Source organism: Clostridium sp. CS1-1 (genome assembly GCF_056135525.1).
In genome coordinates, this window is record NZ_CM148680.1 from 5,002,225 (window position 1) to 5,024,603 (window position 22,379).

A 22,379-nucleotide genomic window follows, 5' to 3' on the forward strand; every position below is an offset into this window, starting at 1 on the left:
ATAAGAACAAATTTTTGATCCTTGAAAATTAAACAGAGTAAAAGATAAGTTAAAACTTGTTTTTAAATAAACCAGCAATTCTTTGAGTTACTTTTAAAGTAACAAAACAGTAATGAGCAAGCAAACTTTTAAATTGAGAGTTTGATCCTGGCTCAGGACGAACGCTGGCGGCGTGCCTAACACATGCAAGTCGAGCGATGAAACCCTTCGGGGTGGATTAGCGGCGGACGGGTGAGTAACACGTGGGTAACCTGCCTCAAAGAGGGGGATAGCCTCCCGAAAGGGAGATTAATACCGCATAACATTAGTTTTTCGCATGAAGGACTAATTAAAGGAGTAATCCGCTTTGAGATGGACCCGCGGCGCATTAGCTAGTTGGTGAGGTAAAGGCTCACCAAGGCGACGATGCGTAGCCGACCTGAGAGGGTGATCGGCCACATTGGAACTGAGATACGGTCCAGACTCCTACGGGAGGCAGCAGTGGGGAATATTGCACAATGGGCGAAAGCCTGATGCAGCAACGCCGCGTGAGTGATGAAGGCCTTCGGGTTGTAAAGCTCTGTCTTTGGGGACGATAATGACGGTACCCAAGGAGGAAGCCACGGCTAACTACGTGCCAGCAGCCGCGGTAATACGTAGGTGGCAAGCGTTGTCCGGATTTACTGGGCGTAAAGGATGCGTAGGCGGATATTTAAGTGAGATGTGAAATTCCCGGGCTTAACTTGGGAGCTGCATTTCAAACTGGATATCTAGAGTGTGGGAGAGGAGAATGGAATTCCTAGTGTAGCGGTGAAATGCGTAGAGATTAGGAAGAACACCAGTGGCGAAGGCGATTCTCTGGACCATAACTGACGCTGAGGCATGAAAGCGTGGGTAGCAAACAGGATTAGATACCCTGGTAGTCCACGCCGTAAACGATGAGTACTAGGTGTAGGGGGGTCCAACCCTCTGTGCCGCAGTTAACACAATAAGTACTCCGCCTGGGAAGTACGATCGCAAGATTAAAACTCAAAGGAATTGACGGGGGCCCGCACAAGCAGCGGAGCATGTGGTTTAATTCGAAGCAACGCGAAGAACCTTACCTGGACTTGACATCCCCTGAATTACTCGTAATGGAGGAAGCCCTTCGGGGCAGGGAGACAGGTGGTGCATGGTTGTCGTCAGCTCGTGTCGTGAGATGTTAGGTTAAGTCCTGCAACGAGCGCAACCCTTATCATTAGTTGCTACCATTAAGTTGAGCACTCTAGTGAGACTGCCCGGGTTAACCGGGAGGAAGGTGGGGATGACGTCAAATCATCATGCCCCTTATGTCCAGGGCTACACACGTGCTACAATGGTGAGTACAATTAGATGCAAACCCGCGAGGGGGAGCCAAACTAAAAAACTCATCCCAGTTCGGATTGTAGGCTGAAACTCGCCTACATGAAGCTGGAGTTGCTAGTAATCGCGAATCAGAATGTCGCGGTGAATACGTTCCCGGGCCTTGTACACACCGCCCGTCACACCATGAGAGCTGGCAACACCCGAAGTCCGTGAGGTAACCGTAAGGAGCCAGCGGCCGAAGGTGGGGTCAGTGATTGGGGTGAAGTCGTAACAAGGTAGCCGTAGGAGAACCTGCGGCTGGATCACCTCCTTTCTAAGGAATAACAACTAGAAGCTTAGGTTTTTAGTTACATTGGAATTCTGGTTTACACTCTGTTTAATTTTGAGGGATTAAAACTATTAACATTTAAGTATGTATATGGTAGAATAATTCCCAGAAATATATGGGGGTATAGCTCAGTTGGGAGAGCACCTGCCTTGCACGCAGGGGGTCAAGGGTTCGAATCCCTTTATCTCCACCATTGTTCTTTGAAAATTGCACAGTGATAAGCGTTGAATAATGAAAATTATTTAACATAAACAAAGTAAAGCTAAAGGTATATATACCTTTGTAGAATTATGATTTAAGGTCAAGCTACAAAGGGCGCATGGTGAATGCCTTGGCACCAGTAGCCGATGAAGGACGCGATAAGCTGCGATAAGCTTCGGGTAGGCGCAAATAGCCTGCGATCCGGAGATTTCCGAATGGGGCAACCCACATAGCTAACGCTATGTACTGTAAACTGAATTCATAGGTTTATAGAGGTAGACCCGGGGAACTGAAACATCTAAGTACCCGGAGGAAGAGAAAGAAAAATCGATTTCCTAAGTAGCGGCGAGCGAAAGGGAAAGAGCCCAAACCAGGAACTTGTTCCTGGGGTTGCGGACAGATCATTAAATACTGTGATTTCTTAATTGAAGAGAGCTGGAAGGCTCCGCCATAGAAGGTAACAGCCCTGTAGGTAAAAAGAATAACAGTCAGATCTGATCCAGAGTACCACGAGACACGTGAAACCTTGTGGGAAGCAGGGAGGACCACCTCCCAAGGCTAAATACTAACTGGTGACCGATAGTGAAGCAGTACCGTGAGGGAAAGGTGAAAAGAACCCCGGAAGGGGAGTGAAATAGAACCTGAAACCGTGTGTCCACAATCAGTCGAAGCAGTTTTACCTGCGACGACGTGCTTTTTGTAGAACGAGCCAGCGAGTTACGATGTGTAGCAAGGTTAAGTATTTAAGATACGTAGCCGAAGGGAAACCGAGTCTGAATAGGGCAAAAAGTTGCATGTCGTAGACCCGAAACCGGGTGACCTATCCATGGACAGGTTGAAGCGGAAGTAAAATTCCGTGGAGGACCGAACCACATTGGTGTTGAAAAACCATGGGATGAGCTGTGGATAGCGGAGAAATTCCAATCGAACTCGGAGATAGCTGGTTCTCCTCGAAATAGCTTTAGGGCTAGCGTTTTGAATGAGTAGTGGAGGTAGAGCACTGAATGGGCTAGGGGCTGACAACAGTTACTGAACCCTATCAAACTCCGAATGCCATATACTTGAATCAAAGCAGTCAGACTACGAATGATAAGATCCGTGGTCAAAAGGGAAACAGCCCAGACCATCAGCTAAGGTCCCAAAGTGTAAGTTAAGTGGAAAAGGATGTGGGATTTCTAAGACAACTAGGATGTTGGCTTAGAAGCAGCCACTCATTTAAAGAGTGCGTAATAGCTCACTAGTCGAGAGATCCTGCGCCGAAGATGTTCGGGGCTAAAACTTACCACCGAAGCTATGGATTGATACGTAAGTATCAGTGGTAGAGGAGCTTCCTGTATGGGTTGAAGTCGTACCGTAAGGAGCGGTGGACTGTACAGGAGTGAGTATGCTGGCATAAGTAGCGAGAAATAAGTGAGAATCTTATTGGTCGAAAACCTAAGGTTTCCTGAGGAAGGCTCGTCCGCTCAGGGTTAGTCGGGACCTAAGCCGAGGCCGAAAGGCGTAGGTGATGGACAATCGGTTGATATTCCGATACCACCAGTTTGCGTTATTACAAATGGGATGACGCAGGAGGATAAGATGTGCGCACTATTGGATGTGCGTCTAAGCACTTAGGCAGACTAGATAGGCAAATCCGTCTAGTTAATGCTGAGGTGTTACGGGGAGCCCTTTTGGGCGAAGTATCTGATTCCACGCTGCCAAGAAAAGTCTCTATGGAGTGAACTGGTGCCCGTACCGCAAACCGACACAGGTAGGTGAGGAGAGAATCCTAAGACCAGCGGAAGAATTGTTGTCAAGGAACTCGGCAAATTGACCCCGTAACTTCGGGAGAAGGGGTGCCACCGCAAGGTGGTCGCAGAGAATAGGCCCAAGCAACTGTTTAGCAAAAACACAGGTCTCTGCTAAAGCGAAAGCTGATGTATAGGGGCTGACGCCTGCCCGGTGCTGGAAGGTTAAGGGGAACACTTAGCGCAAGCGAAGGTGTGAACTTAAGCCCCAGTAAACGGCGGCCGTAACTATAACGGTCCTAAGGTAGCGAAATTCCTTGTCGGGTAAGTTCCGACCCGCACGAATGGCGTAATGACTTGGGCACTGTCTCGACAACAAATCCGGCGAAATTGTATTGCGAGTGAAGATGCTCGCTACCCGCGATTGGACGGAAAGACCCCGTAGAGCTTTACTGCAGCTTAGCATTGAGTCTCGGTATTGTCTGTACAGGATAGGTGGGAGACTGCGAAGCAGAGGCGTCAGCCTTTGTGGAGTCGTCCTTGGGATACCACCCTGACAGTACTGGGATTCTAACCGGCGGCCATGAATCTGGTCACGGGACATTGTTAGGTGGGCAGTTTGACTGGGGCGGTCGCCTCCTAAAAAGTAACGGAGGCGCCCAAAGGTTCCCTCAGAACGGTTGGAAATCGTTCGTAGAGTGCAAAGGCAGAAGGGAGCCTGACTGCGACACAAACAAGTGGAGCAGGGACGAAAGTCGGGCTTAGTGATCCGGTGGTACCTCGTGGGAGGGCCATCGCTCAACGGATAAAAGCTACCTCGGGGATAACAGGCTGATCTCCCCCAAGAGTCCACATCGACGGGGAGGTTTGGCACCTCGATGTCGGCTCGTCGCATCCTGGGGCTGAAGTAGGTCCCAAGGGTTGGGCTGTTCGCCCATTAAAGCGGCACGCGAGCTGGGTTCAGAACGTCGTGAGACAGTTCGGTCCCTATCCGTCGCGGGCGTAGGAAATTTGAGAGGAGCTGTCCTTAGTACGAGAGGACCGGGATGGACTGACCTCTGGTGCACCAGTTGTTCCGCCAGGAGCACAGCTGGGTAGCTATGTCGGGACGGGATAAACGCTGAAAGCATCTAAGCGTGAAGCCCACCTCAAGATAAGATTTCCCATAGCGTAAGCTAGTAAGACCCCTTGAAGAACACAAGGTTGATAGGTCAGAGGTGTAAGCATGGTAACATGTTCAGCTGACTGATACTAATAGGTCGAGGGCTTGACCTAAAACATCACTGTGCAATTTTGAGAGAACATCTCAAAGCTATGCATAACTGAACATACCAAATCAAAAATTTGGAATGCCTAGTTATCTAGTGGTTATGACGTGAAGGCTACACCCGTTCCCATTCCGAACACGATGGTTAAGCTTCACAGTGCCGATGGTACTGCACGGGAGACTGTGTGGAAGAGTAGGTCGCTGCTAGGTTAACATGGATCTTTAGCTCAGTTGGTTAGAGCAACCGGCTCATAACCGGTTGGTCCGGGGTTCGAGTCCCTGAAGGTCCACCAAGAGACATCTGTAATATAAAGTTACAGATGTCTTTTTTATTTACAAATTATTAATACATTCTATAATTTGAATAGTTTAGAATATACTTAATGGTGATAGTTATCTACATATAAATCAGGGAGTGAATATAAATGAATGTATATAGAGTAAGGCAGTTTTATTGGGCAATAAATTGCAAAATAGATAAAGAGGATTTAGAGTTCTTACATACTCATTTAAATGAACAAGAGTTAAATCTGTTTTATGAGTTATCTGTACAAGAACAAAAACACTCTATCAAAGTGGCATATGATGTAGAGAATGTCTGTAAAAGTAAGCAAATTGACTCTAAATTACTTTTAAAAGCTGCATTATTACATGATATAGGTAAAAGTTATAAGAAGTTAAGTGTAATAGATAAATCTATTTTAGTTATGTTTAATAGTGTAACAGGAGGAAATCTAAAAAAATTATCTAATATAAAGAAAGTTAATGTTTACTATAATCATGCCCAAATAGGTAAAAATATACTTGCCAAGTATAATTACGAAGAAAAGTTGCTATATTTAATTGAAAATCATCATAATGATAAATTAAAGGGGAATATAGAATTAGAAATATTAAGGATGTGTGATAATAGAAATTAATAAATTGTATTAATAACTATAAAGTGATTTAATTTAATTTAAGATAATGGTAATATATAGATATAAATTTACTTTTATTTGAAAATTAAAATTTATTATTTTAAACTACTGGAGGTTAATATGAATTCAAAAGAAAGAAGAATGTATATTGATAATGTATTAAAAAATAGTGATATGCCTCAGAAAGGTCATCTTTTAGCAGAAGAACTAGGTGTTACAAGACAGATAATAGTGAAGGATATTGCTATTTTGAGAGCTGAAGGTAAAAAGATTATAGCAACTCCAGAAGGGTATTTAATACCTAAGGATGAAAGAGATATGATAAAGAAAGTAATAGCTTTTTCTCACAAGCCTGAAGAAATAGAAGATGAATTAAAGACTATAGTAAAGTATGGAGGAATCATAGAAGATGTAATAATAGAACATACAGTATATGGTGAGATAAAAGGAATGCTCATGATTAAAACTCTATATGATATAGAAAATTTTATACATAAGATCAATGACTATAAGGCAGAACCTCTTCTAATATTAACTGGTGGAATACATCTTCACACAATATTAGCGGAGGATTATGATTCTATGGAGAATATAATTAGGGAACTAAAAATAAAAAAATACTTAGTATCAGATTAAAATCAAGATAAAAGTAATTAAAGGAAATGGAGATAAAATATGGACAAGGTTGCACTTTTAAGGTGTGAAGAGTACGATGTAAAACTTATTGAAGAAAGATTAAGAGATGGATTTCAATTGTTAGGTGGAGATGAATTCTTAAGGAATTTAATACCATACAATAGTAAGGTTCTATTAAAACCTAATATGCTATCAATAGAAGTACCAGAATCTCCTGTAGTGACAAATTTTAATGTATTTGAAGCTGTTATAAGAATTATAAGTGATTACACTAGTAATATATCTTTTGGGGACTCCCCAGGGTTCGGTGATTCAAAAAAAGCTGCCGAAAAGTCTGGACTTTTAAAAGTTGCTCAAAAATATAATGTTAAATTTGAAGATTTCAAAGAATCTCTTAATGTAAAACTTGATGATTCTATTTTATGTAGATCTTGGACTGTAGCAAGGGCACCATATGAATCAGACATACTTATAACCCTTCCCAAACTTAAAACCCATGCAATGGCTTATTACACAGGAGCTATAAAAAATCAATTTGGATGCATACCTGGTACGTTAAAGGCAACATGGCACACTAGAATGCCAGATGCAAATAATTTTTGTAAGATGCTTCTAGACCTAAATACATTAGTTAACACAAACTTTGCAATATTAGATGGAGTTATTGCTATGGAGGGTAATGGACCAAAGAATGGAACTCCTAAAAAGATGAATACGATAATTATGGGAGAGAGTGTAACTGCAGTTGACTCAACAGCGGTTAGATTAATAGGCTACGATAACCCATTGGACATACCCCTATTAAAAGAAGCTTATGACAATAAGTGGGGCCAAGTTTTGCCGGAAGAAATACAAGTATTAGGTGAAAAGTTAGAAGATATGAAGGTTAATGATTTTGAGCTTTGTAGAAAGGCGGGAAACTTTCATTTTATAAATCCTGTAGTAACTAATTTTCTAAGAGATCTAATAGCACCAGATCCATCACTTATCGAGGAAAAATGTGTAGGTTGCGGAAGATGTGATGAAGTTTGTCCGGAAAGAAAAAAAGTAATAAAAATGACTGAGAAAAATGGAAAAATCATTCCATTATGGGACATGAAGCAATGCATAAGATGTTTTTGTTGTCAGGAATTATGTCCATGTGGAGCAATAGAACTTAAGTATTCTTTAATAAGCAAAATATTAAAAATGAATAAGAGGTGATATAAATGAGAAAAAGAGCTATTATCGGTATGACTATATTCATTATATTGATAGGTTTGGCATTCTTAGATAGAATTGTTAGCTTTATAGTGAATGTAGAATGGTATAAGGAGGTTGGATACCTATCTATATACTTTACTAAACTTATAGCTATACTTAAGCTTATGATACCCATATTTTTAATAAGTTTTATTGGAATATGGGTATATTATAAAAGTCTAAGGTTAAGTATCATTAAGTTTAGAAAGGTTGTAGAAGTAACTAATACCAAAAGTGGTATTGAGAAAAAGATATTCTTTATATTTAATACATTTGTATCTTTTATAATATCTTATATATTTTCAGTAACTTATTGGTATAGAATTTTACAATTTAATAATTCAATACCTTTTAATATTAAAGATCCAATCTTTAATTTAGATGTATCCTTTTATATTTTTAAGCTCCCACTTATACAGTCTATATATAGTGCTATGATAACTCTATTATTTTTCTTAGTGCTAATTACCTTTGTAACATATTTTTTATTAAGTGCTAAGGATAGGATACTTTCGGGTAGGAATGTAAGAAAAGGGTTCTCAAATGTTACTATTTTGAATAGTGGGATTACAAGGTTTGCAGGGAAACAATTGGCTGTTGTTTCTGCCCTTATAATGATTTGTGTTTCTATGGGTTACTTACTAAAAGCGTTAGGATTAGTATATAGTCTAAGAGGGGTTGCATTTGGTGCTAGTTATACAGATGTACATGTAAGCTTAATTTTCTATAAGATTATTATTGTGGTTTCATTAATTGCTGCAATTATTATTTTTACTAGTGTGCTTACATCAAGAGTAAAGCCAATAGTTATATCTATAGGCATAATAGTAGTACTAATTATAAGTGAAGGCGTAGTATCAGCAGGAGTTCAGAGACTTATCGTAAAATCAAATGAAAAAACATTAGAACAACCCTATATAAAATATAATATTGATTATACAAGAAAGGCATTTGATATTGAGCATATAAGTGCAAGTCCTTTTGAAGTGAAGGATAATTTAACAAAGGAAGATATAGAAAATAATAAGGATACTATAGATAACATAAGAATAAATTCATATAAGCCAGCTCTTGAGTTTTATAATCAAGTTCAAATTATAAGATATTATTATGGATTTAATGATATAGATGTAGATAGGTACAATTTAAATGGTAAATATAATCAAGTTTTTATAGCGGCAAGGGAAATTAATGGTCAGGCTATAGATCCAAATACATGGCAAAATAGACACTTAATATACACTCATGGATACGGAACAGTAATGAGTAAGGTTAATTCTGTAACTTCAGAGGGGCAACCAGACTTCGTTATAAAGGATATACCTCCTGTTAATGGAACTAATGCAAAATTAGATAACCCAAGAATATATTTTGGTGAAAAAACAGATAACTATGCTATAGTAAACACTAAAATAAGTGAATTTGACTACCCTAAAGGGGAGGATAATCAAACTAATAAATATGATGGTGCGGCAGGCATAAAGATGAATTTTATAAATAAGCTTTTATTTGCTGCAAATCAGAAAGATATAAATTTTCTTCTATCTAGAGATATAACAAGTGAAAGTAAAATACTTATAAACAGGAATATAGTTGATAGGGCAAAAAAAATAGCACCATTTTTAAGCTATGACTCTGATCCATATATAGTTATTAACAACGGGAAGCTTTACTGGATTTTAGATGCTTATACTGTTTCAGATAAGTATCCATTCTCACAACCTCAAGATAATATAAACTATATAAGAAACTCTGTAAAAGTTGTTATAGATGCAGTAAATGGAGAAACAAATTTTTATATGTTTGATAAAAATGATCCTATAGTTCTTAGCTATTCAAGAATATTTCCTGGGCTATTTAAAGATCCAAAAGACTTATCTGATAATATAAAGCAGCATTTTAAGTATCCTGAAGACATATTCAATGTTCAATGCAGTATTCTTGGAAAGTATCATGTAACAGATCCGGGAGTATTTTATAACGGAGAAGACTTATGGGAAGTAGCAAAAAATCAAAAACAAGTTGACGGAGAAAAGGATTCCACAGAATCTCCTTATGTAGTTATGAGACTTCCAGGCGAAAAAAGTGAAGAAATGATTTTATTGCAGTATTTTAATATGAGAAATAAGGACAATATGGTTGCTTTATTTGGAGCTAGGATGGATGGGAATAACTACGGAAAAATGGTATTATATAAGTTTCCACCTCAAAAAACAATTTATAGCCCTTATCTCTTTAAACAAAAGTTAAACCAGGATACTACTATATCTAAAGAGTTATCATTGTGGAATAAGGGTAGCTCACAAGTTCAATTTGGTGATACTATGATTGTTCCTATAAATAATTCACTACTATATATAGAGCCATTATATTTGAGATCCAGTGGTAAGAATAGTATACCTGAAATGAAAAGAGTAGTAGTTTCATATGGTGAAAAGATAATTTTAGCTGAAAGTATTGAAAGTGCTCTTGAACAAGTGTTTAATTACAAGGCTGATAATAAAGATACTGATAAAGGTACAAATGAACCTTCTATAATCAATGACTCGGAAAAAGCAGATAAACTTAAACAAGCAAGAGAACTTTATGATAAGGCGATAGATGCACAAAAAAATGGAGATTGGGGTAAGTATGGTGAATATATAAAAAATCTTGGTGACATTATAGATCAATTAAGTAAGTAATAATTTTTAAATGAAAATCTTAGATTTAAGATACAGGTTTAAAGTAAAAGTTATATGCGGATAATACCAGTATCATATTTACCTGGGGATATATTCCGATGGCAAAACATTAATTTGTAGCTTTATACTTTTGCCTGTATTTTAAGTTTAATAAGTTATTTATGATACAATAACTAATATAGGTCTTGAAAGGAAGGTTTGGATATGGATTATGATGTACTTATATTAGGAGGAGGAATAATAGGATGTGCAGTTGCCTACGAGCTTTCAAAATATAGTTTAAATATAGCGCTAATCGAAAAAGATTATGATATAGCTGATGATGTTGCTTTGGTAAACTCCGCCATAGTTTATGATGGAACTGAGTGTGAAGATACTTTAGTATCGAAATTAGAAATTATGGGGAATAGGCTAATTGAGGAGTATGCTGATAAGTTCAGCGTGGCCTTTAAAAAATGTAGTTCTTTAATTATTGCAGAAGATAATAAAAGTGAAGAAAAGCTACTTTATATGTATAACAAGGCACTAAATGCAGGTATAAATAATGTACATTTATTAGAGAGTAAACAGGTATATGAGATGGAACCCAACTTAAATATAAGTGTAAAGAAAGTAATATTATCTAAAAATACAGGAGTTATATCTCCTTATGATCTTGCAATTGCATATGGGGAAATAGCGTTCGATAATGGAGTGAATTTTAAATTAGAAGAAGAGGTTATGGATATTCAAAAAATATCTAGAGGTTTTAGGGTAATAACAAATAAGAATAAATTCACTTGTAATATGGTTTTAAACACAACTCCAGGGGAAAATTATAGTATTGATAAATCGAATAAAATAAGTAAAAATAGAAGTTATCTAAAGTATTTTTTATTGGAAAAAAATTTTAAAGGTAATTTTAAAAATATTATATCCACATTAGATAGAAAAGGCGAAAAAATATATGCTGTTTCTACATTACAAGGAGGATCTATAGTAGCAATAAAAACTGATGAAAATATTAGTTACGATGAATGTCTAAAAAAGATACGAAGTTTTATAGGAATGGTAAATGAAGATGAATTAAATACATTTTACGAATCGCCATTTTATAATGATACTTTAATCATAGATGATAGTCTTATTGATAAAGGATATATTAAAGTTACAGGAAAGCATTATGGACAGGTCACAATGACTCCAGCAATTGGAAAAATTGTATGTGAGACAATAGTAAATAACTTAAATTGTGTATTAAAAAAGGATTTTGTAGATAAACGAAGAGAAAGTTATAAATTTAGAGATTTATCAAATGAAGAAAGAAATAGTATAATTAAAATGGATAGAAAATACGGAAAGATAATATGTTATTGCCAGAAAGTAACTGAGGGAGAAATTGTAGATGCTATACGAAGACCCTTAGGTGCAAGAACTCTAGAAGGTTTAAAAAGAAGAACTGGTGTAGCTTTTGGTAGCTGTAATGGAGCACAATGTTTACATAAGGTTGTAACTATTTTAGCTAGAGAGACAGATAAAAAGCTAACTGAAATAGTTAAAGACTCCAAAAACTCAAAAATAATGGTATCAAGAATTAAAGAATTTGATGAAATGTAACTATCGGAGGAATTTAAAGTTGATTAGACATATTATTTGCAATAAGTGTGATAAACAATGTGTGTTATCCGTCAATGATGGTGATGATCAGTTAGAGTTTTATGGTCATTTATGCAATGATGGAATAAAATATGATGATATGAAAATAAATGACCAGGGAATATTTACAACATTAGTAAGAATAAAAGGAGCAAAACATAATGTAGTTCCTGTAAAAAGTAATAAGCCATTAGATAAAAAATTATGGGTGGAGTGTTCAAAAGCATTAAGTAGATTATATGTGGGATCACCAATAAAAGCTGGAGATATAGTTTGTAAAAATGTTCTTAATACAGGAGCGGATATAATTTGCACAAAAAGCGTAGACTAATATAACAAAAAATTATTTAATATTTAAAAATTAAATACAAATAGGTATTGACATAAAAAGTAAATATATATATAATTAAGTAAAAATTAAAAATAAACCTATGATAAGGCTAGTAATAGTATGAAAGTTTAAGAGATTCAGTGGTTGGTGCGAACTGATACTTTAATATTATGAATCCACCTTTGAGGTACTGTTAATTGCAGTTCGGTGATACCGTTATAATTTTCGAGTGAATCAATTTTATTGATTAATTAGGGTGGCAACACGGAGTCTTTCGTCCCTTTATAGGGAAGAAAGACTCTTTTTATTTTATATAAAAACTTTTAGGAGGAATTAAGTTATGCTAGATTTAAAAAGAATAAGAAATAATCCAGATGAAATTAAAACTGCTTTAGGAAATAGGGGGGAAGATTTTGATATATCAGTTATAGATGAAGTATTATCATTAGATGAAAATAGAAGACAAATCTTAACTGAAGTTGAGGTCTTAAAGAATAAGAGAAATGCAGATTCAGCTGAAATAGCTAAATTAAAGAAATCAGGACAAAATGCTGACGACCTTATGGCTGAAATGAAAGAGCTTTCAGATAGAATAAAACAATATGATGTAAAACTTTCAGAAATAGATCAAAAGATAGAGTACATAATGTTAAGAATCCCTAATATACCAAACCCAGCAGTACCAGATGGAGAGACAGATGCGGATAACGTAGAAATAAGAAAATGGTCAGAGCCTACTAAGTTTGACTTCGAACCTAAGGCTCACTGGGAAGTAGGAACTGGTCTTAATATACTTGATTTTGAAAGAGCAGGAAAAGTTGCAGGTTCAAGATTCACATTCTATAGAGGCTTAGGTGCTAGACTTGAAAGAGCGGTAATATCATACTTCTTAGATATTCACACAGAAAAGCATGGTTATGAAGAATTGTTTCCACCATATATGGTTAACAGAAATAGCATGATAGGAACAGGTCAGCTTCCTAAATTTGAGGAGGATGCATTTAGAGTTGCTAATAACGATTTCTTCTTGATTCCTACTGCTGAAGTTCCTGTAACTAATTTTTATTCAGGCGAGGTATTAAAAGGAGAAGATTTACCAATAAAACATGTAGCTTATAGTGGATGTTTTAGAGCAGAGGCTGGCTCAGCTGGTAGAGATACTAGAGGATTAATAAGACAGCATCAATTTAATAAGGTAGAACTTCTTAAGTTTACAAAACCAGATCAATCTTATGCAGAACTTGAAAAACTAACTAACGATGCTGAAGAAGTTTTACAAGAGCTTGGAATACCATATAGAGTAGTTAGAATATGTAAAGGTGATTTAGGATTTACTGCAGCATTAAAATATGATATAGAAGTTTGGATGCCAAGTTATAATAGATATGTTGAGATATCAAGCTGTAGTAACTTTGAGGATTTCCAAGCAAGACGTGCTAATATAAAATATAAAGAAACTTCTAAGGATAAACCACAGTATGTTCACACTCTAAATGGATCTGGTGTTGCTGTAGGAAGAACAGTAGCGGCAATTTTAGAAAATTACCAACAAGCTGATGGAAGTGTAGCAATTCCAGAAGTTTTAAGACCATATATGGGTGGTAGAGAAGTTATAAAATAAATAAAAAAATCTAAAATAAGTGTTGACATGTATATATAGTGCTGATATAATAATACATGTCAACAGGCGTGGAAAGATGGTCGAGTTGGTTTAAGGCACCGGTCTTGAAAACCGGCGTACGAGTGATCGTACCCAGGGTTCGAATCCCTGTCTTTCCGCCATTTATTTTAATATGAAGTAGGGCATGGAGAAATACTCAAGTGGCCGAAGAGGCGCCCCTGCTAAGGGCGTAGGTCGGGTAACCGGCGCGAGGGTTCAAATCCCTCTTTCTCCGCCAGAAAAACACCTATTTATAGGTGTTTTTCTTTTTTAAAAAGTTATAGATTTATAAGATAGTTAATAGCAATAATGCTTTAATAACTTGAATTATAAATAATAAGTTTAGATAAATAACTTATTTATCCGATGACTACCCGCTCTAATACTCCCTCTTCTCCAAAGAGGGAGTATTAGAGCGGCTACGTCCCTGGATAACGATTTCTAAGCATCAGGTGGAGTTAAAACTCCATCTGATGCCAAGAACTCTGTTTATCTAAAAATCTGTTTATATCAATATTCATAAAATATGGTACCTAACAATAACAAATTAAATAATTTTTAAAAAAAGTATTTGATTTTTTTCATTGTATATGTTATTATATTTATGTTGTCAAATGAGGAAAGATGGTCGAGTTGGTTTAAGGCACCGGTCTTGAAAACCGGCGTACGAGTGATCGTACCTAGGGTTCGAATCCCTATCTTTCCGCCATTTATTTTAATATAAAGTAGGGCATGGAGAAATACTCAAGTGGCCGAAGAGGCGCCCCTGCTAAGGGCGTAGGTCGGGTAACCGGCGCGAGGGTTCAAATCCCTCTTTCTCCGCCAGGAAAGCACTTTAAATTTAGGTGCTTTTAATTATATTATTGAATATGCGATGGTAGCTCAGTTGGATAGAGTAGCTGGCTACGAACCAGTTGGTCGGGGGTTCGAATCCTCTCCGTCGCACCATAGTAAACCCTAGAAGTTACAAGGCTTCTAGGGTTTTTTTATTTTAAATATTAAATGCTAAACTGTATGAAATACAGCAACGGTACAGAGATATAATAAAATTATTCTCAGGAACTTATGCTAGCAATATTAACGTTTTTGTTTAATAACGTATTGTTTTATCTGTAGCATATTGTTTGATCTCTATATAATTGAAATAGTTTGCATCAAAAAATAGTTGAATTAAAATTATGGATTCAGTTAGCCGCTTTTGGAACACTTTAAAGATAATATTTAGATATTTTTATTTTAAAAGTATAAGATAAAGTTAATTTTCTCTGATTTTATTATCAAAATGATAATTTTTATTACTAAATTGATAATTTATTATCAAATTGATAATAAATTATCAATTTGGTATTTTGTTACGTCAAAACAAGCTTCGATAAACATTAATATTTTAATATTTTTATAGGTTTTTTATAAAGTATATAGAAAATGAAAATAGTAAATGGCTATAGGAAACGCAATAATTTACATTTTCATACCAAAAGAACATTATTAACTATCTTTTTTGGTATGAAAATTGCTATACAATTTATACATAATAAAAATTTATAGAAATATTAATTTATATAAAGTTTATTTGAAGAAAGGTGGAACAACCATGAGTGAAGTAATGAAAACAATGTCTTTTGAAAAAATTCTTGAGCTAGCTCTTCAAGATTATTATACAAAGGGAAAAATATTTGAGGTAGAGGAAAAGGATTTTTCTAAGGATATTGATAACAGTATAGAAATGGAGTTTTGTGGAGAGTATTTAAGATACCCAGTAGGTCCTGCAGCTGGCCCACATACACAATTAACTCAAAACTTCTTAGCAGCTTACCTAACAGGTTGTAGATATTTTGAACCTAAAACTGTTCAAGTAGTAGATGGAAAACAAATGCAAGAAATGATAGCAAGACCATGTATCGATGTTAAAAATGTAGGATATAATGTAGAATGGTCTACAGAATTAACAGTTGAAGAAGCAAAGGAAGAATATATAAAAGCTTCGATATTAATGCAAGTTATGGGTATTGAGCTTGGTCTATCAGATGTAAAGGATTTTATACTTAATATAAGTGTAGGGTATGATCTTAAGGGAATTCAGTCAAAGAAAATTTCTGACTTTATTGATGACCTTAAAGATGCAAAGAACACTGAAGCATTTAAAGAGTGCACAGAAGTATTAAAGAAAAATATAGGTAAGTTTAGAAGATTTAAATTAGAAGATATAGATAAGATTACTTCAAAGATTACAAATATAGTTACACTTTCAACAATGCATGGATGTAAAGCAAGTGAAATTTTAAATATAGCATCTCATTTAATATCAAACAAAAAGATAAACATATTATTAAAGTGTAATTCTACATTATTAGGATATAATGCTGTAAGAGAGATCTTAGACAACCTAGGTTACAATGACATAGAATTAAAGAGAGAAGATTTCGATCATGATTTACAATTTGATATGGCTAAGGAAATAATAGCTAAGCTATTGGAAACAGCTAAGGAAAACAATGTAAGATTCGGAGTTAAGTTAACAAATACACTACCTGTAGTTAACACTAGAAATGTTATGCCAGGCGAAGCTATGTACATGTCTGGAAAACCATTATATCCAATAGCAATAAATGTAGCTAAAAAAATTGCAAGTGAGTTTAATGATATAACTATATCTATGTCAGGTGGAATTGATAAAAATAATGTATTAGATGTATTTAATGCTGGAATCGCTCCTATTACTATATCAACATTGTTCCTACAACCAAAGGGATATACAAATAACAATGCTGTATTAAATAAACTAAAAAAAGCAGGACAAGCTCCTAAGAGATTAGACCTCGAAGCTTTAAATGTATTAGCTGATAGATCAAAAAGCGATACTAACTATAAAAATAAAGGTAATGGAAAAGTTTTAGAAGACAAGCTAGAAACTTTTGACTGCTTAAAGAGCTGTGGAATCTGTGTCGACGTATGTCCAAATAGAGCAAATATGAAAGTTGCTGTTGAAGGACTTATAGCTAATTACCAGATAGCTCACGTTGAAAATATATGTAACGAATGTGGTAACTGTCATATGTTCTGTCCAAGAGGCGGCTTTCCATATTTTAAGAAAACAACTGTTTATAGAGATTTTGAAGAATATAAGGATTCAAGGAATACTGGCTTATTAAGAATTAGAGAAGATAAATTCTTGTTAAGAGAAGATGGAAAAGAATATATCTATGTAGCTAATTCCAAAGAAGATAAGAGCAAATTAGAAATGACTGTTGAAACAATTTTGAAGGATTATCCTTATTATATTGACAACATAGATACTTTAAGTGAAGAAGAATTAAAAAATTATGTATAAATAAATTTAATTCTATATTGCAGAATTAGAGAAATAAATTATAAGTTAAAAAACTAGGGATTATAGATTCCTAGTTTTTGATACGTCCAGCATGTATGCTGAGCCGATAAGTTGAAAGAAGCCTATGTAGTCTAACTACCAACGAGGGTTCAAATCCTCTCCGTCACACCAAAGGAACTAGAAATTTTATAGCTTCTAGTTCTTTTATTTTATAACTAAGTAAATACCATTATTTTTAGGAAAACGAAAGTATAAAACTTATAAATTAATTTAATTTTAATAAAGATATAGTGAATAAGATATGCTAATCTGGTAATAATAAAAATAGGTGTTAAGTTAAAAACCTAAAACCCCAATAATTGTTAAAAGTATTCATTTTTTAGTAATCCCCTTAAAAAAACAAACCTCATCAGTTATTTTGATGAGGTTTGTTTTTTTACCATAAATATATTAAATTATCACTTATTTAATTATAAAACTAATAGTTCAGGATTTTTTAATCATATTTTGGCTTTTTACCTATTTCTTCGCCCATTAATATCATTGTTTCGTAACCTGACCTTGTTTGCTCAAGTATGTCCTCATCAATTTTAACTCTATCTTTTTCAATAAATAATATGGTTGTAGATCCTCCAAATTTAAAATATCCTTTTTCATCACCCTTTTTTACTCTTTTCCCAGGGGTATATGTTTGAATTATTGTTCCTACGCAAGTAGCACCTACCTCTATATGCAAAATATCACCGAAATTCTCTGAATGAAATAAACTCCATTCTCTTTTATTTTTACAAAACAGTTCAGGAACTCTTTCTAGTGCTACTGGATTTACAGAATAATACTCACCTTTAATCTTTACTGTATCTTCACATACTCCATTATCTACAAAGTGGAATCTATGGTAGTCGGTTGGGCATAGTCTAAGGATTAGGCAAATGCCTTGGGAGAACTTTGAGGCTAATTCTTGGTTGTTTATAAGATTATTAAGGCTGTATGTATATCCTTTTACTTGAACTAATTTATTTAAATCTATATTTTCATAAGCTAAAAGTCTACCATCACCAGGGGAAATTAAAGAATCTAATATAGTATTGATAGGCCTTCCTTCTGCTTTTAATTTTCTTGTAAAAAAATCGTTAAAGGATTTAAATTCATCTAAGCTTTTTTCACTGTGTAACATATCTATATCGAAACTTTTTACAAAGGAGTAGATTTTATTTTTACTTCTTTTACTATCACAGTATGATCCATATATTTTAGAAAAGAGTTTTTTCTTAATTAATAAATCTAAAAATTTCATTCCAATTGGTGAGGAATAAGTCCACTGAAGGTATTTATCACCGGCTACATGTTCTATTTCATAGTTTTTAGTTTTCCTATTGTAGAATTTAATCATTTATAAGAACCTCTTTCATCATATTTTTCAAGGAAATTTATACTATAATTATCATTTATTATTTGTATAATGTCAATTTATAATACTGTAATATGTATTATATAAAAAAGTAAACATATTATTCAAATGATGTGAAAAGTATTGAGTTATTTGAACAAAATAGTATAATGTATATGAATATAAGTATACTGACCAGTCAATTAATATATAATAGAATTTGGAGTGGTACTCATGAATAAAACAAAAAGGGCAATATTTGAATCAGCTATAAAGGAATTTTCTAAGTCTGGATATAACGGTGCTACAATGGATGTTATAGCAGCAGATGCAGGTGTTGCTAAAGGAACTCTATACTATCACTTTAAAAGTAAAGAAGAAATATTTAATTTTATAATAAGAGAAGGTATGCGTGTTATAAAAGAAAAAATAGAGATTGTTGCAAATGAACAAAAAGATACATTATCAAAGATTAAAGTATTGTGTAGAATTCAATTAGGATTAGTACATGAGAGTAGGGACTTTTTTAAAGTAGTAATGAGTCAACTATGGGGGCAGGAAGTGAGACAACTCGAATTAAGGGAGTCTATTAATAAGTATATTCGTTACATGCAATCATATTTACAAGAAGCTATGGATAAAGGTGTAGTAAAAATGGGAGACTCATATTTAATGGCATACACACTATTTGGTACAATCTGTTCAGCAACAGTATATGAATTAATAAATGAAAATGAAAAGGGTATAGAGGATCTAATAGACAGTTTATTAGTAAACATATTAGAAGGAATACAAGTTAAAAATATGTAATTATGATAAAGTGGGACTAAAAGAATTAGTTCCACTTTATAACTTACCAGATCTAATTATAGATAGAAGAAGCCAAAGCCCCATAAAGGCTGCTACAGAAAACCCTAATAGTCCAATTATGGACATTCCATACACTTGGGGACCTATATTTTTATTTAAGATTAATGAAGAACCTATTATAGAAGATGAAAGAATCAAGGAGAGAACTAATCTATTAGTCATTTTATTTAATTCACTTATAGATTTATCTAAATATGGTATATGAAACTGAATTTTAGCTCTTCCTTTCAATATACTATTTGTAAGTTCTACGAATTTAGTGGGAAGAAGTGAAAAGTCTCTTGTAAAGTTATAAGAATGTATAAAAAGTTGGTCTAGAGTAATATTTTTTAGTAGTAGAAGCTCACTATTATTTTTTACAAATGGTATGGCTACATCAAGTATTTGAATTTCTGGTGCTATCTTTGCTACTACTCCCTCGACTATTATTAAACTCTTTACAAGTAAAGTTAAGTCCTTTGGTAAGTTTATGTTATTATTTTTAGCGCAATCAAAAATTTCTTGCATTAGCACAGATATTTGTATATTTTTAAGCGAAGTTGAAATATATCTAAAAAATAAGTATTCCATATCTTCATATAATTTATTTCTATCAACAAACCCTTTTTTTATACCTATTGATATGACAACAGAAACTAATTTATCTATATCTCTTAAAGCAATAGCTATAATTGCTTCATTCAGTGATGATTTAAGCGAGTCAGAAAGTGTTCCCATTATACCAAAGTCTATAAAACATATTTTTCCGTTAGAAATTAATAGATTACCTGGATGTGGGTCTCCATGAAAAAACCCATCTGTAAACACTTGTTTAAAAAATGATAGGGTTAGCTTATTTCCTATGTCGTGCAATTCATAACCAGATTTTTCAAGCTTATCAACGTCAGTTATTTTAAGTCCATCTATTTTTTCCATAGTTAAGATTTTATTGCCGGTTAACTCATCTATTACAAAAGGTATGTAACAAAATGCTACGTTTTCATTTAGCTTACTAAATTTTTTAATATTTTCAGCTTCAATTTTAAAGTTAAGTTCATTTTCAGTAGAAGAGAGGATTTCATTTAATGCTTCTCCAGGATCAATAAGTGTGTTGGGTAACCTTGATTTCATAATTTTTACGATTCTATATAATATAGATATATCCATATGCATTTTTTCTTTTATTTCTGGCCTTTGAATTTTAACAATAACTTTTCGTCCGTCTAGAAGTATAGCATTATGAACTTGAGATACAGAAGCAGAAGCAAGTGGCCTTTTTTCAAAATATATAAAACAATCTTCTATGTTTTTATTAAATTCATCAAAAAAAACATTATTTATATCTTCAAACTTTTCGGCGATAACATTATCTTGAAGATTTGATAGTTCTTTTATGTAGCTTGGAGGCAATATGTCAGGTCTGGAACTTAAAATTTGACCTATTTTTATAAAGGTTGGACCTAACTCTTCAAATGCCTTTCTTAAATTAGCTGGCGACTTCTTTTCTCTGCTCAATTTTGTATCGAAGATGTATCCGAATCCATAGGCAGCTAGAACTCTTATTATTTCTTTAAATCTTTGTATAGAACTTTTATACATAAAGCGCCTCCAGAATAATAAAGCCCTAACAGATGTTGGGGCTTAATCTTGATTGTTTATTCTTTTCTCCAATATATTTAAACGCTCATTTACATTAGCTATATCATATTTGGTAGCAAAATTCATTTCATTTAATATCGCTAATATATCTTCTTTAGTTGTTGGTTTATATTGGGTTGTTTTAGTTTTTATATTTCTTTTCAATTCCTCTGAAAGTTCCTTACCCTCATCTATCGTTAACTTTCCCTTTTCAACCATATCCTCAATTAATTTTGAAGCTTTTTCATAGGTATACGCAGCAGAGCCAACGCCAGCTAAAAACAAGTTTTTTAATTCACTAATCATATAAACACCTCCAATTTAGTATATTGTTAGTCATACTATAATATACCCAGAGAGAAGCTAATTAATGATATAAACTGGAGATTATTTAAAATACATAAAATAATTTTAAAGTGGGATAAAAAGTAATTAATTTAAATTGACATTTATTTTTAATTGTAATAAAATACAATAGTAGCAGGAATTAAATATGTGCTCGTAGCTCAGTAGGATAGAGCAGTGGTTTCCTAAACCACGTGCCGGGGGTTCGATTCCTCTCGGGCACACCAACTATAGTCAGTAAACTTTAAGTATTGCTGGCTTTTGTTTTTTTATCTAAGAGGTAGTATATGAATAATAACTTTATGATCGAAGCTATTTCTGAAGCGGAAAAAGCATTTGCTTTAAAAGAAATACCTGTAGGAGCCATTATAGTTAAAAACAATATAATAATAGCTAGAGCACATAACTTAAGAGAAACATTAAAAGATCCTACAGCACATGCAGAGATTTTAGCAATTAAAAAAGCTGCAGCTTTTCTTCAGGATTGGAGGCTAAAAGAATGTAGTATGTATGTTACTTTAGAACCTTGTCCGATGTGTGCAGGAGCCATACTCCAATCAAGGATAAGGAACTTATATATAGGAACATTTGACCCTACAACAGGGGCTTGCGGTTCGGTAGTAAATATACTCCAAAACGACAATCTAAATCATTGGACAAATGTACACTGGGCTTATAATGAAAAATGCAGTAATATATTAAGTAAATTCTTTAGAAATAGAAGATAATAGTGTGGAGAGATGGCTGAGTGGTCGAAAGCGGTGGTCTCGAAAACCATTGTACCACTTGTGGTACCGGGGGTTCAAATCCCCCTTTCTCCGCCAAGTAATAATTACTAAATTTTTTTTCGGTAAATATGTTGAATTACTTAA

At 34.2% G+C, this 22,379-nt stretch carries 13 protein-coding genes, 9 tRNA genes, 3 rRNA genes and 1 other annotated feature; of the genes, 22 read left to right on the forward strand and 3 right to left on the reverse strand.

The features are described from left to right. The first annotated feature begins 129 nt into the window (after window positions 1–129). The 18 genes from AC0N0V_RS23780 to AC0N0V_RS23865 all read left to right on the forward strand — a co-directional run bounded on the left by AC0N0V_RS23780 (window position 130) and on the right by AC0N0V_RS23865 (window position 17,285). Window positions 130–1,636, forward strand: a 16S ribosomal RNA gene (locus AC0N0V_RS23780). Window positions 1,637–1,768: 132 nt separating this feature from the next. Beyond that, window positions 1,769–1,844, forward strand: a tRNA-Ala gene (locus AC0N0V_RS23785). 106 nt (window positions 1,845–1,950) lie between these two features. After that, window positions 1,951–4,854 (forward strand): 23S ribosomal RNA (locus AC0N0V_RS23790). Window positions 4,855–4,939: 85 nt separating this feature from the next. Continuing rightward, window positions 4,940–5,056, forward strand: a 5S ribosomal RNA gene (gene rrf, locus AC0N0V_RS23795). Together the 16S, 23S and 5S rRNA genes with 2 tRNA genes alongside form the textbook arrangement of a ribosomal RNA operon. Window positions 5,057–5,062: 6 nt before the next feature. After that, window positions 5,063–5,139, forward strand: a tRNA-Ile gene (locus AC0N0V_RS23800). Between the two features lie 132 nt (window positions 5,140–5,271). Further along, the gene (locus tag AC0N0V_RS23805) at window positions 5,272–5,766 is read left to right on the forward strand and encodes an HDIG domain-containing metalloprotein (protein WP_474461410.1); all 495 of its coding nucleotides are present in this window, start codon (window positions 5,272–5,274) and stop codon (window positions 5,764–5,766) included. 120 nt (window positions 5,767–5,886) lie between these two features. Next, window positions 5,887–6,402, forward strand: coding sequence for a 3H domain-containing protein (locus AC0N0V_RS23810; RefSeq protein WP_474461411.1), 516 nt, complete (start codon window positions 5,887–5,889; stop codon window positions 6,400–6,402). A gap of 39 nt (window positions 6,403–6,441) precedes the next feature. Continuing rightward, complete coding sequence (locus AC0N0V_RS23815; protein WP_474461412.1) at window positions 6,442–7,605, forward strand: DUF362 domain-containing protein; 1,164 nt, start codon at window positions 6,442–6,444, stop codon at window positions 7,603–7,605. A 5-nt stretch (window positions 7,606–7,610) separates the two neighbouring features. After that, window positions 7,611–10,328 carry a UPF0182 family protein gene (locus AC0N0V_RS23820; RefSeq protein WP_474461413.1) on the forward strand — a complete coding sequence of 906 codons (2,718 nt, stop codon included), beginning with the start codon at window positions 7,611–7,613 and terminating at the stop codon, window positions 10,326–10,328. 204 nt (window positions 10,329–10,532) lie between these two features. Beyond that, a complete protein-coding gene (locus AC0N0V_RS23825) occupies window positions 10,533–11,924 on the forward strand; it encodes an FAD-dependent oxidoreductase (protein WP_474461414.1) in 1,392 nt (463 codons plus the stop codon). 19 nt (window positions 11,925–11,943) lie between these two features. Further along, window positions 11,944–12,294 (forward strand): DUF1667 domain-containing protein, encoded by a 351-nt coding sequence (locus tag AC0N0V_RS23830; protein ID WP_474461416.1) that lies wholly within the window; start codon window positions 11,944–11,946, stop codon window positions 12,292–12,294. Between the two features lie 91 nt (window positions 12,295–12,385). Next, window positions 12,386–12,579, forward strand: a binding site (T-box leader). Window positions 12,580–12,634: 55 nt separating this feature from the next. Continuing rightward, window positions 12,635–13,915, forward strand: a complete 1,281-nt coding sequence (gene serS / locus AC0N0V_RS23835; protein WP_474461417.1) for a serine--tRNA ligase — start codon at window positions 12,635–12,637, stop codon at window positions 13,913–13,915. 70 nt (window positions 13,916–13,985) lie between these two features. Next, window positions 13,986–14,076 (forward strand) — tRNA-Ser (locus tag AC0N0V_RS23840). Between the two features lie 25 nt (window positions 14,077–14,101). Further along, window positions 14,102–14,192: transfer RNA gene (locus AC0N0V_RS23845), tRNA-Ser, on the forward strand. Window positions 14,193–14,572: 380 nt separating this feature from the next. Then, window positions 14,573–14,663: transfer RNA gene (locus AC0N0V_RS23850), tRNA-Ser, on the forward strand. Window positions 14,664–14,688: 25 nt separating this feature from the next. Then, window positions 14,689–14,779 (forward strand) — tRNA-Ser (locus AC0N0V_RS23855). 46 nt (window positions 14,780–14,825) lie between these two features. Then, window positions 14,826–14,902, forward strand: a tRNA-Arg gene (locus tag AC0N0V_RS23860). A gap of 646 nt (window positions 14,903–15,548) precedes the next feature. Beyond that, window positions 15,549–17,285, forward strand: coding sequence for a hypothetical protein (locus tag AC0N0V_RS23865; RefSeq protein ID WP_474461418.1), 1,737 nt, complete (start codon window positions 15,549–15,551; stop codon window positions 17,283–17,285). A gap of 496 nt (window positions 17,286–17,781) precedes the next feature. On the opposite strand, the gene AC0N0V_RS23870 is transcribed toward AC0N0V_RS23865, so the two are convergent. Next, window positions 17,782–18,678 (reverse strand): phosphatidylserine decarboxylase, encoded by an 897-nt coding sequence (locus AC0N0V_RS23870; RefSeq protein ID WP_474461419.1) that lies wholly within the window; start codon window positions 18,676–18,678, stop codon window positions 17,782–17,784. A gap of 231 nt (window positions 18,679–18,909) precedes the next feature. Here AC0N0V_RS23870 and AC0N0V_RS23875 point away from each other — a divergent pair, with 231 nt between their 5' ends. Beyond that, window positions 18,910–19,485 carry a TetR/AcrR family transcriptional regulator gene (locus AC0N0V_RS23875; protein ID WP_474461420.1) on the forward strand — a complete coding sequence of 192 codons (576 nt, stop codon included), beginning with the start codon at window positions 18,910–18,912 and terminating at the stop codon, window positions 19,483–19,485. A gap of 36 nt (window positions 19,486–19,521) precedes the next feature. Here the strand turns inward: AC0N0V_RS23875 and AC0N0V_RS23880 are convergent, their stop codons facing one another. After that, on the reverse strand, window positions 19,522–21,123 hold the full coding sequence (locus AC0N0V_RS23880) for an ABC1 kinase family protein (RefSeq protein ID WP_474461421.1): 1,602 nt from the start codon (window positions 21,121–21,123) through the stop codon (window positions 19,522–19,524). Window positions 21,124–21,165: 42 nt separating this feature from the next. Further along, the gene (locus AC0N0V_RS23885; protein ID WP_474461422.1) at window positions 21,166–21,468 is read right to left on the reverse strand and encodes a phasin family protein; all 303 of its coding nucleotides are present in this window, start codon (window positions 21,466–21,468) and stop codon (window positions 21,166–21,168) included. A 189-nt stretch (window positions 21,469–21,657) separates the two neighbouring features. On the opposite strand from AC0N0V_RS23885, the gene AC0N0V_RS23890 reads away from it, so the two are divergent. From AC0N0V_RS23890 to AC0N0V_RS23900, 3 genes are all read left to right on the forward strand, one after another. After that, window positions 21,658–21,734, forward strand: a tRNA-Arg gene (locus tag AC0N0V_RS23890). Window positions 21,735–21,794: 60 nt separating this feature from the next. Then, complete coding sequence (locus AC0N0V_RS23895; protein ID WP_474461423.1) at window positions 21,795–22,235, forward strand: nucleoside deaminase; 441 nt, start codon at window positions 21,795–21,797, stop codon at window positions 22,233–22,235. 6 nt (window positions 22,236–22,241) lie between these two features. After that, window positions 22,242–22,331, forward strand: a tRNA-Ser gene (locus AC0N0V_RS23900). The last annotated feature ends 48 nt before the right edge of the window (window positions 22,332–22,379 follow it).

Excerpts from the sequence above, each read along its gene's own strand:
- AC0N0V_RS23805 (WP_474461410.1), top strand. The coding sequence starts at position 5,272 with ATGAATGTATATAGAGTAAGGCAGTTTTATTGGGCAATAAATTGCAAA.
- AC0N0V_RS23810 (WP_474461411.1), top strand. The coding sequence starts at position 5,887 with ATGAATTCAAAAGAAAGAAGAATGTATATTGATAATGTATTAAAAAAT.
- AC0N0V_RS23815 (WP_474461412.1), top strand. The coding sequence starts at position 6,442 with ATGGACAAGGTTGCACTTTTAAGGTGTGAAGAGTACGATGTAAAACTT.
- AC0N0V_RS23820 (WP_474461413.1), top strand. The coding sequence starts at position 7,611 with ATGAGAAAAAGAGCTATTATCGGTATGACTATATTCATTATATTGATA.
- AC0N0V_RS23825 (WP_474461414.1), top strand. The coding sequence starts at position 10,533 with ATGGATTATGATGTACTTATATTAGGAGGAGGAATAATAGGATGTGCA.
- serS (WP_474461417.1), top strand. The coding sequence starts at position 12,635 with ATGCTAGATTTAAAAAGAATAAGAAATAATCCAGATGAAATTAAAACT.
- AC0N0V_RS23865 (WP_474461418.1), top strand. The coding sequence starts at position 15,549 with ATGAGTGAAGTAATGAAAACAATGTCTTTTGAAAAAATTCTTGAGCTA.
- AC0N0V_RS23870 (WP_474461419.1), bottom strand. The coding sequence starts at position 18,678 with ATGATTAAATTCTACAATAGGAAAACTAAAAACTATGAAATAGAACAT.
- AC0N0V_RS23875 (WP_474461420.1), top strand. The coding sequence starts at position 18,910 with ATGAATAAAACAAAAAGGGCAATATTTGAATCAGCTATAAAGGAATTT.
- AC0N0V_RS23880 (WP_474461421.1), bottom strand. The coding sequence starts at position 21,123 with ATGTATAAAAGTTCTATACAAAGATTTAAAGAAATAATAAGAGTTCTA.
- AC0N0V_RS23885 (WP_474461422.1), bottom strand. The coding sequence starts at position 21,468 with ATGATTAGTGAATTAAAAAACTTGTTTTTAGCTGGCGTTGGCTCTGCT.
- AC0N0V_RS23895 (WP_474461423.1), top strand. The coding sequence starts at position 21,795 with ATGAATAATAACTTTATGATCGAAGCTATTTCTGAAGCGGAAAAAGCA.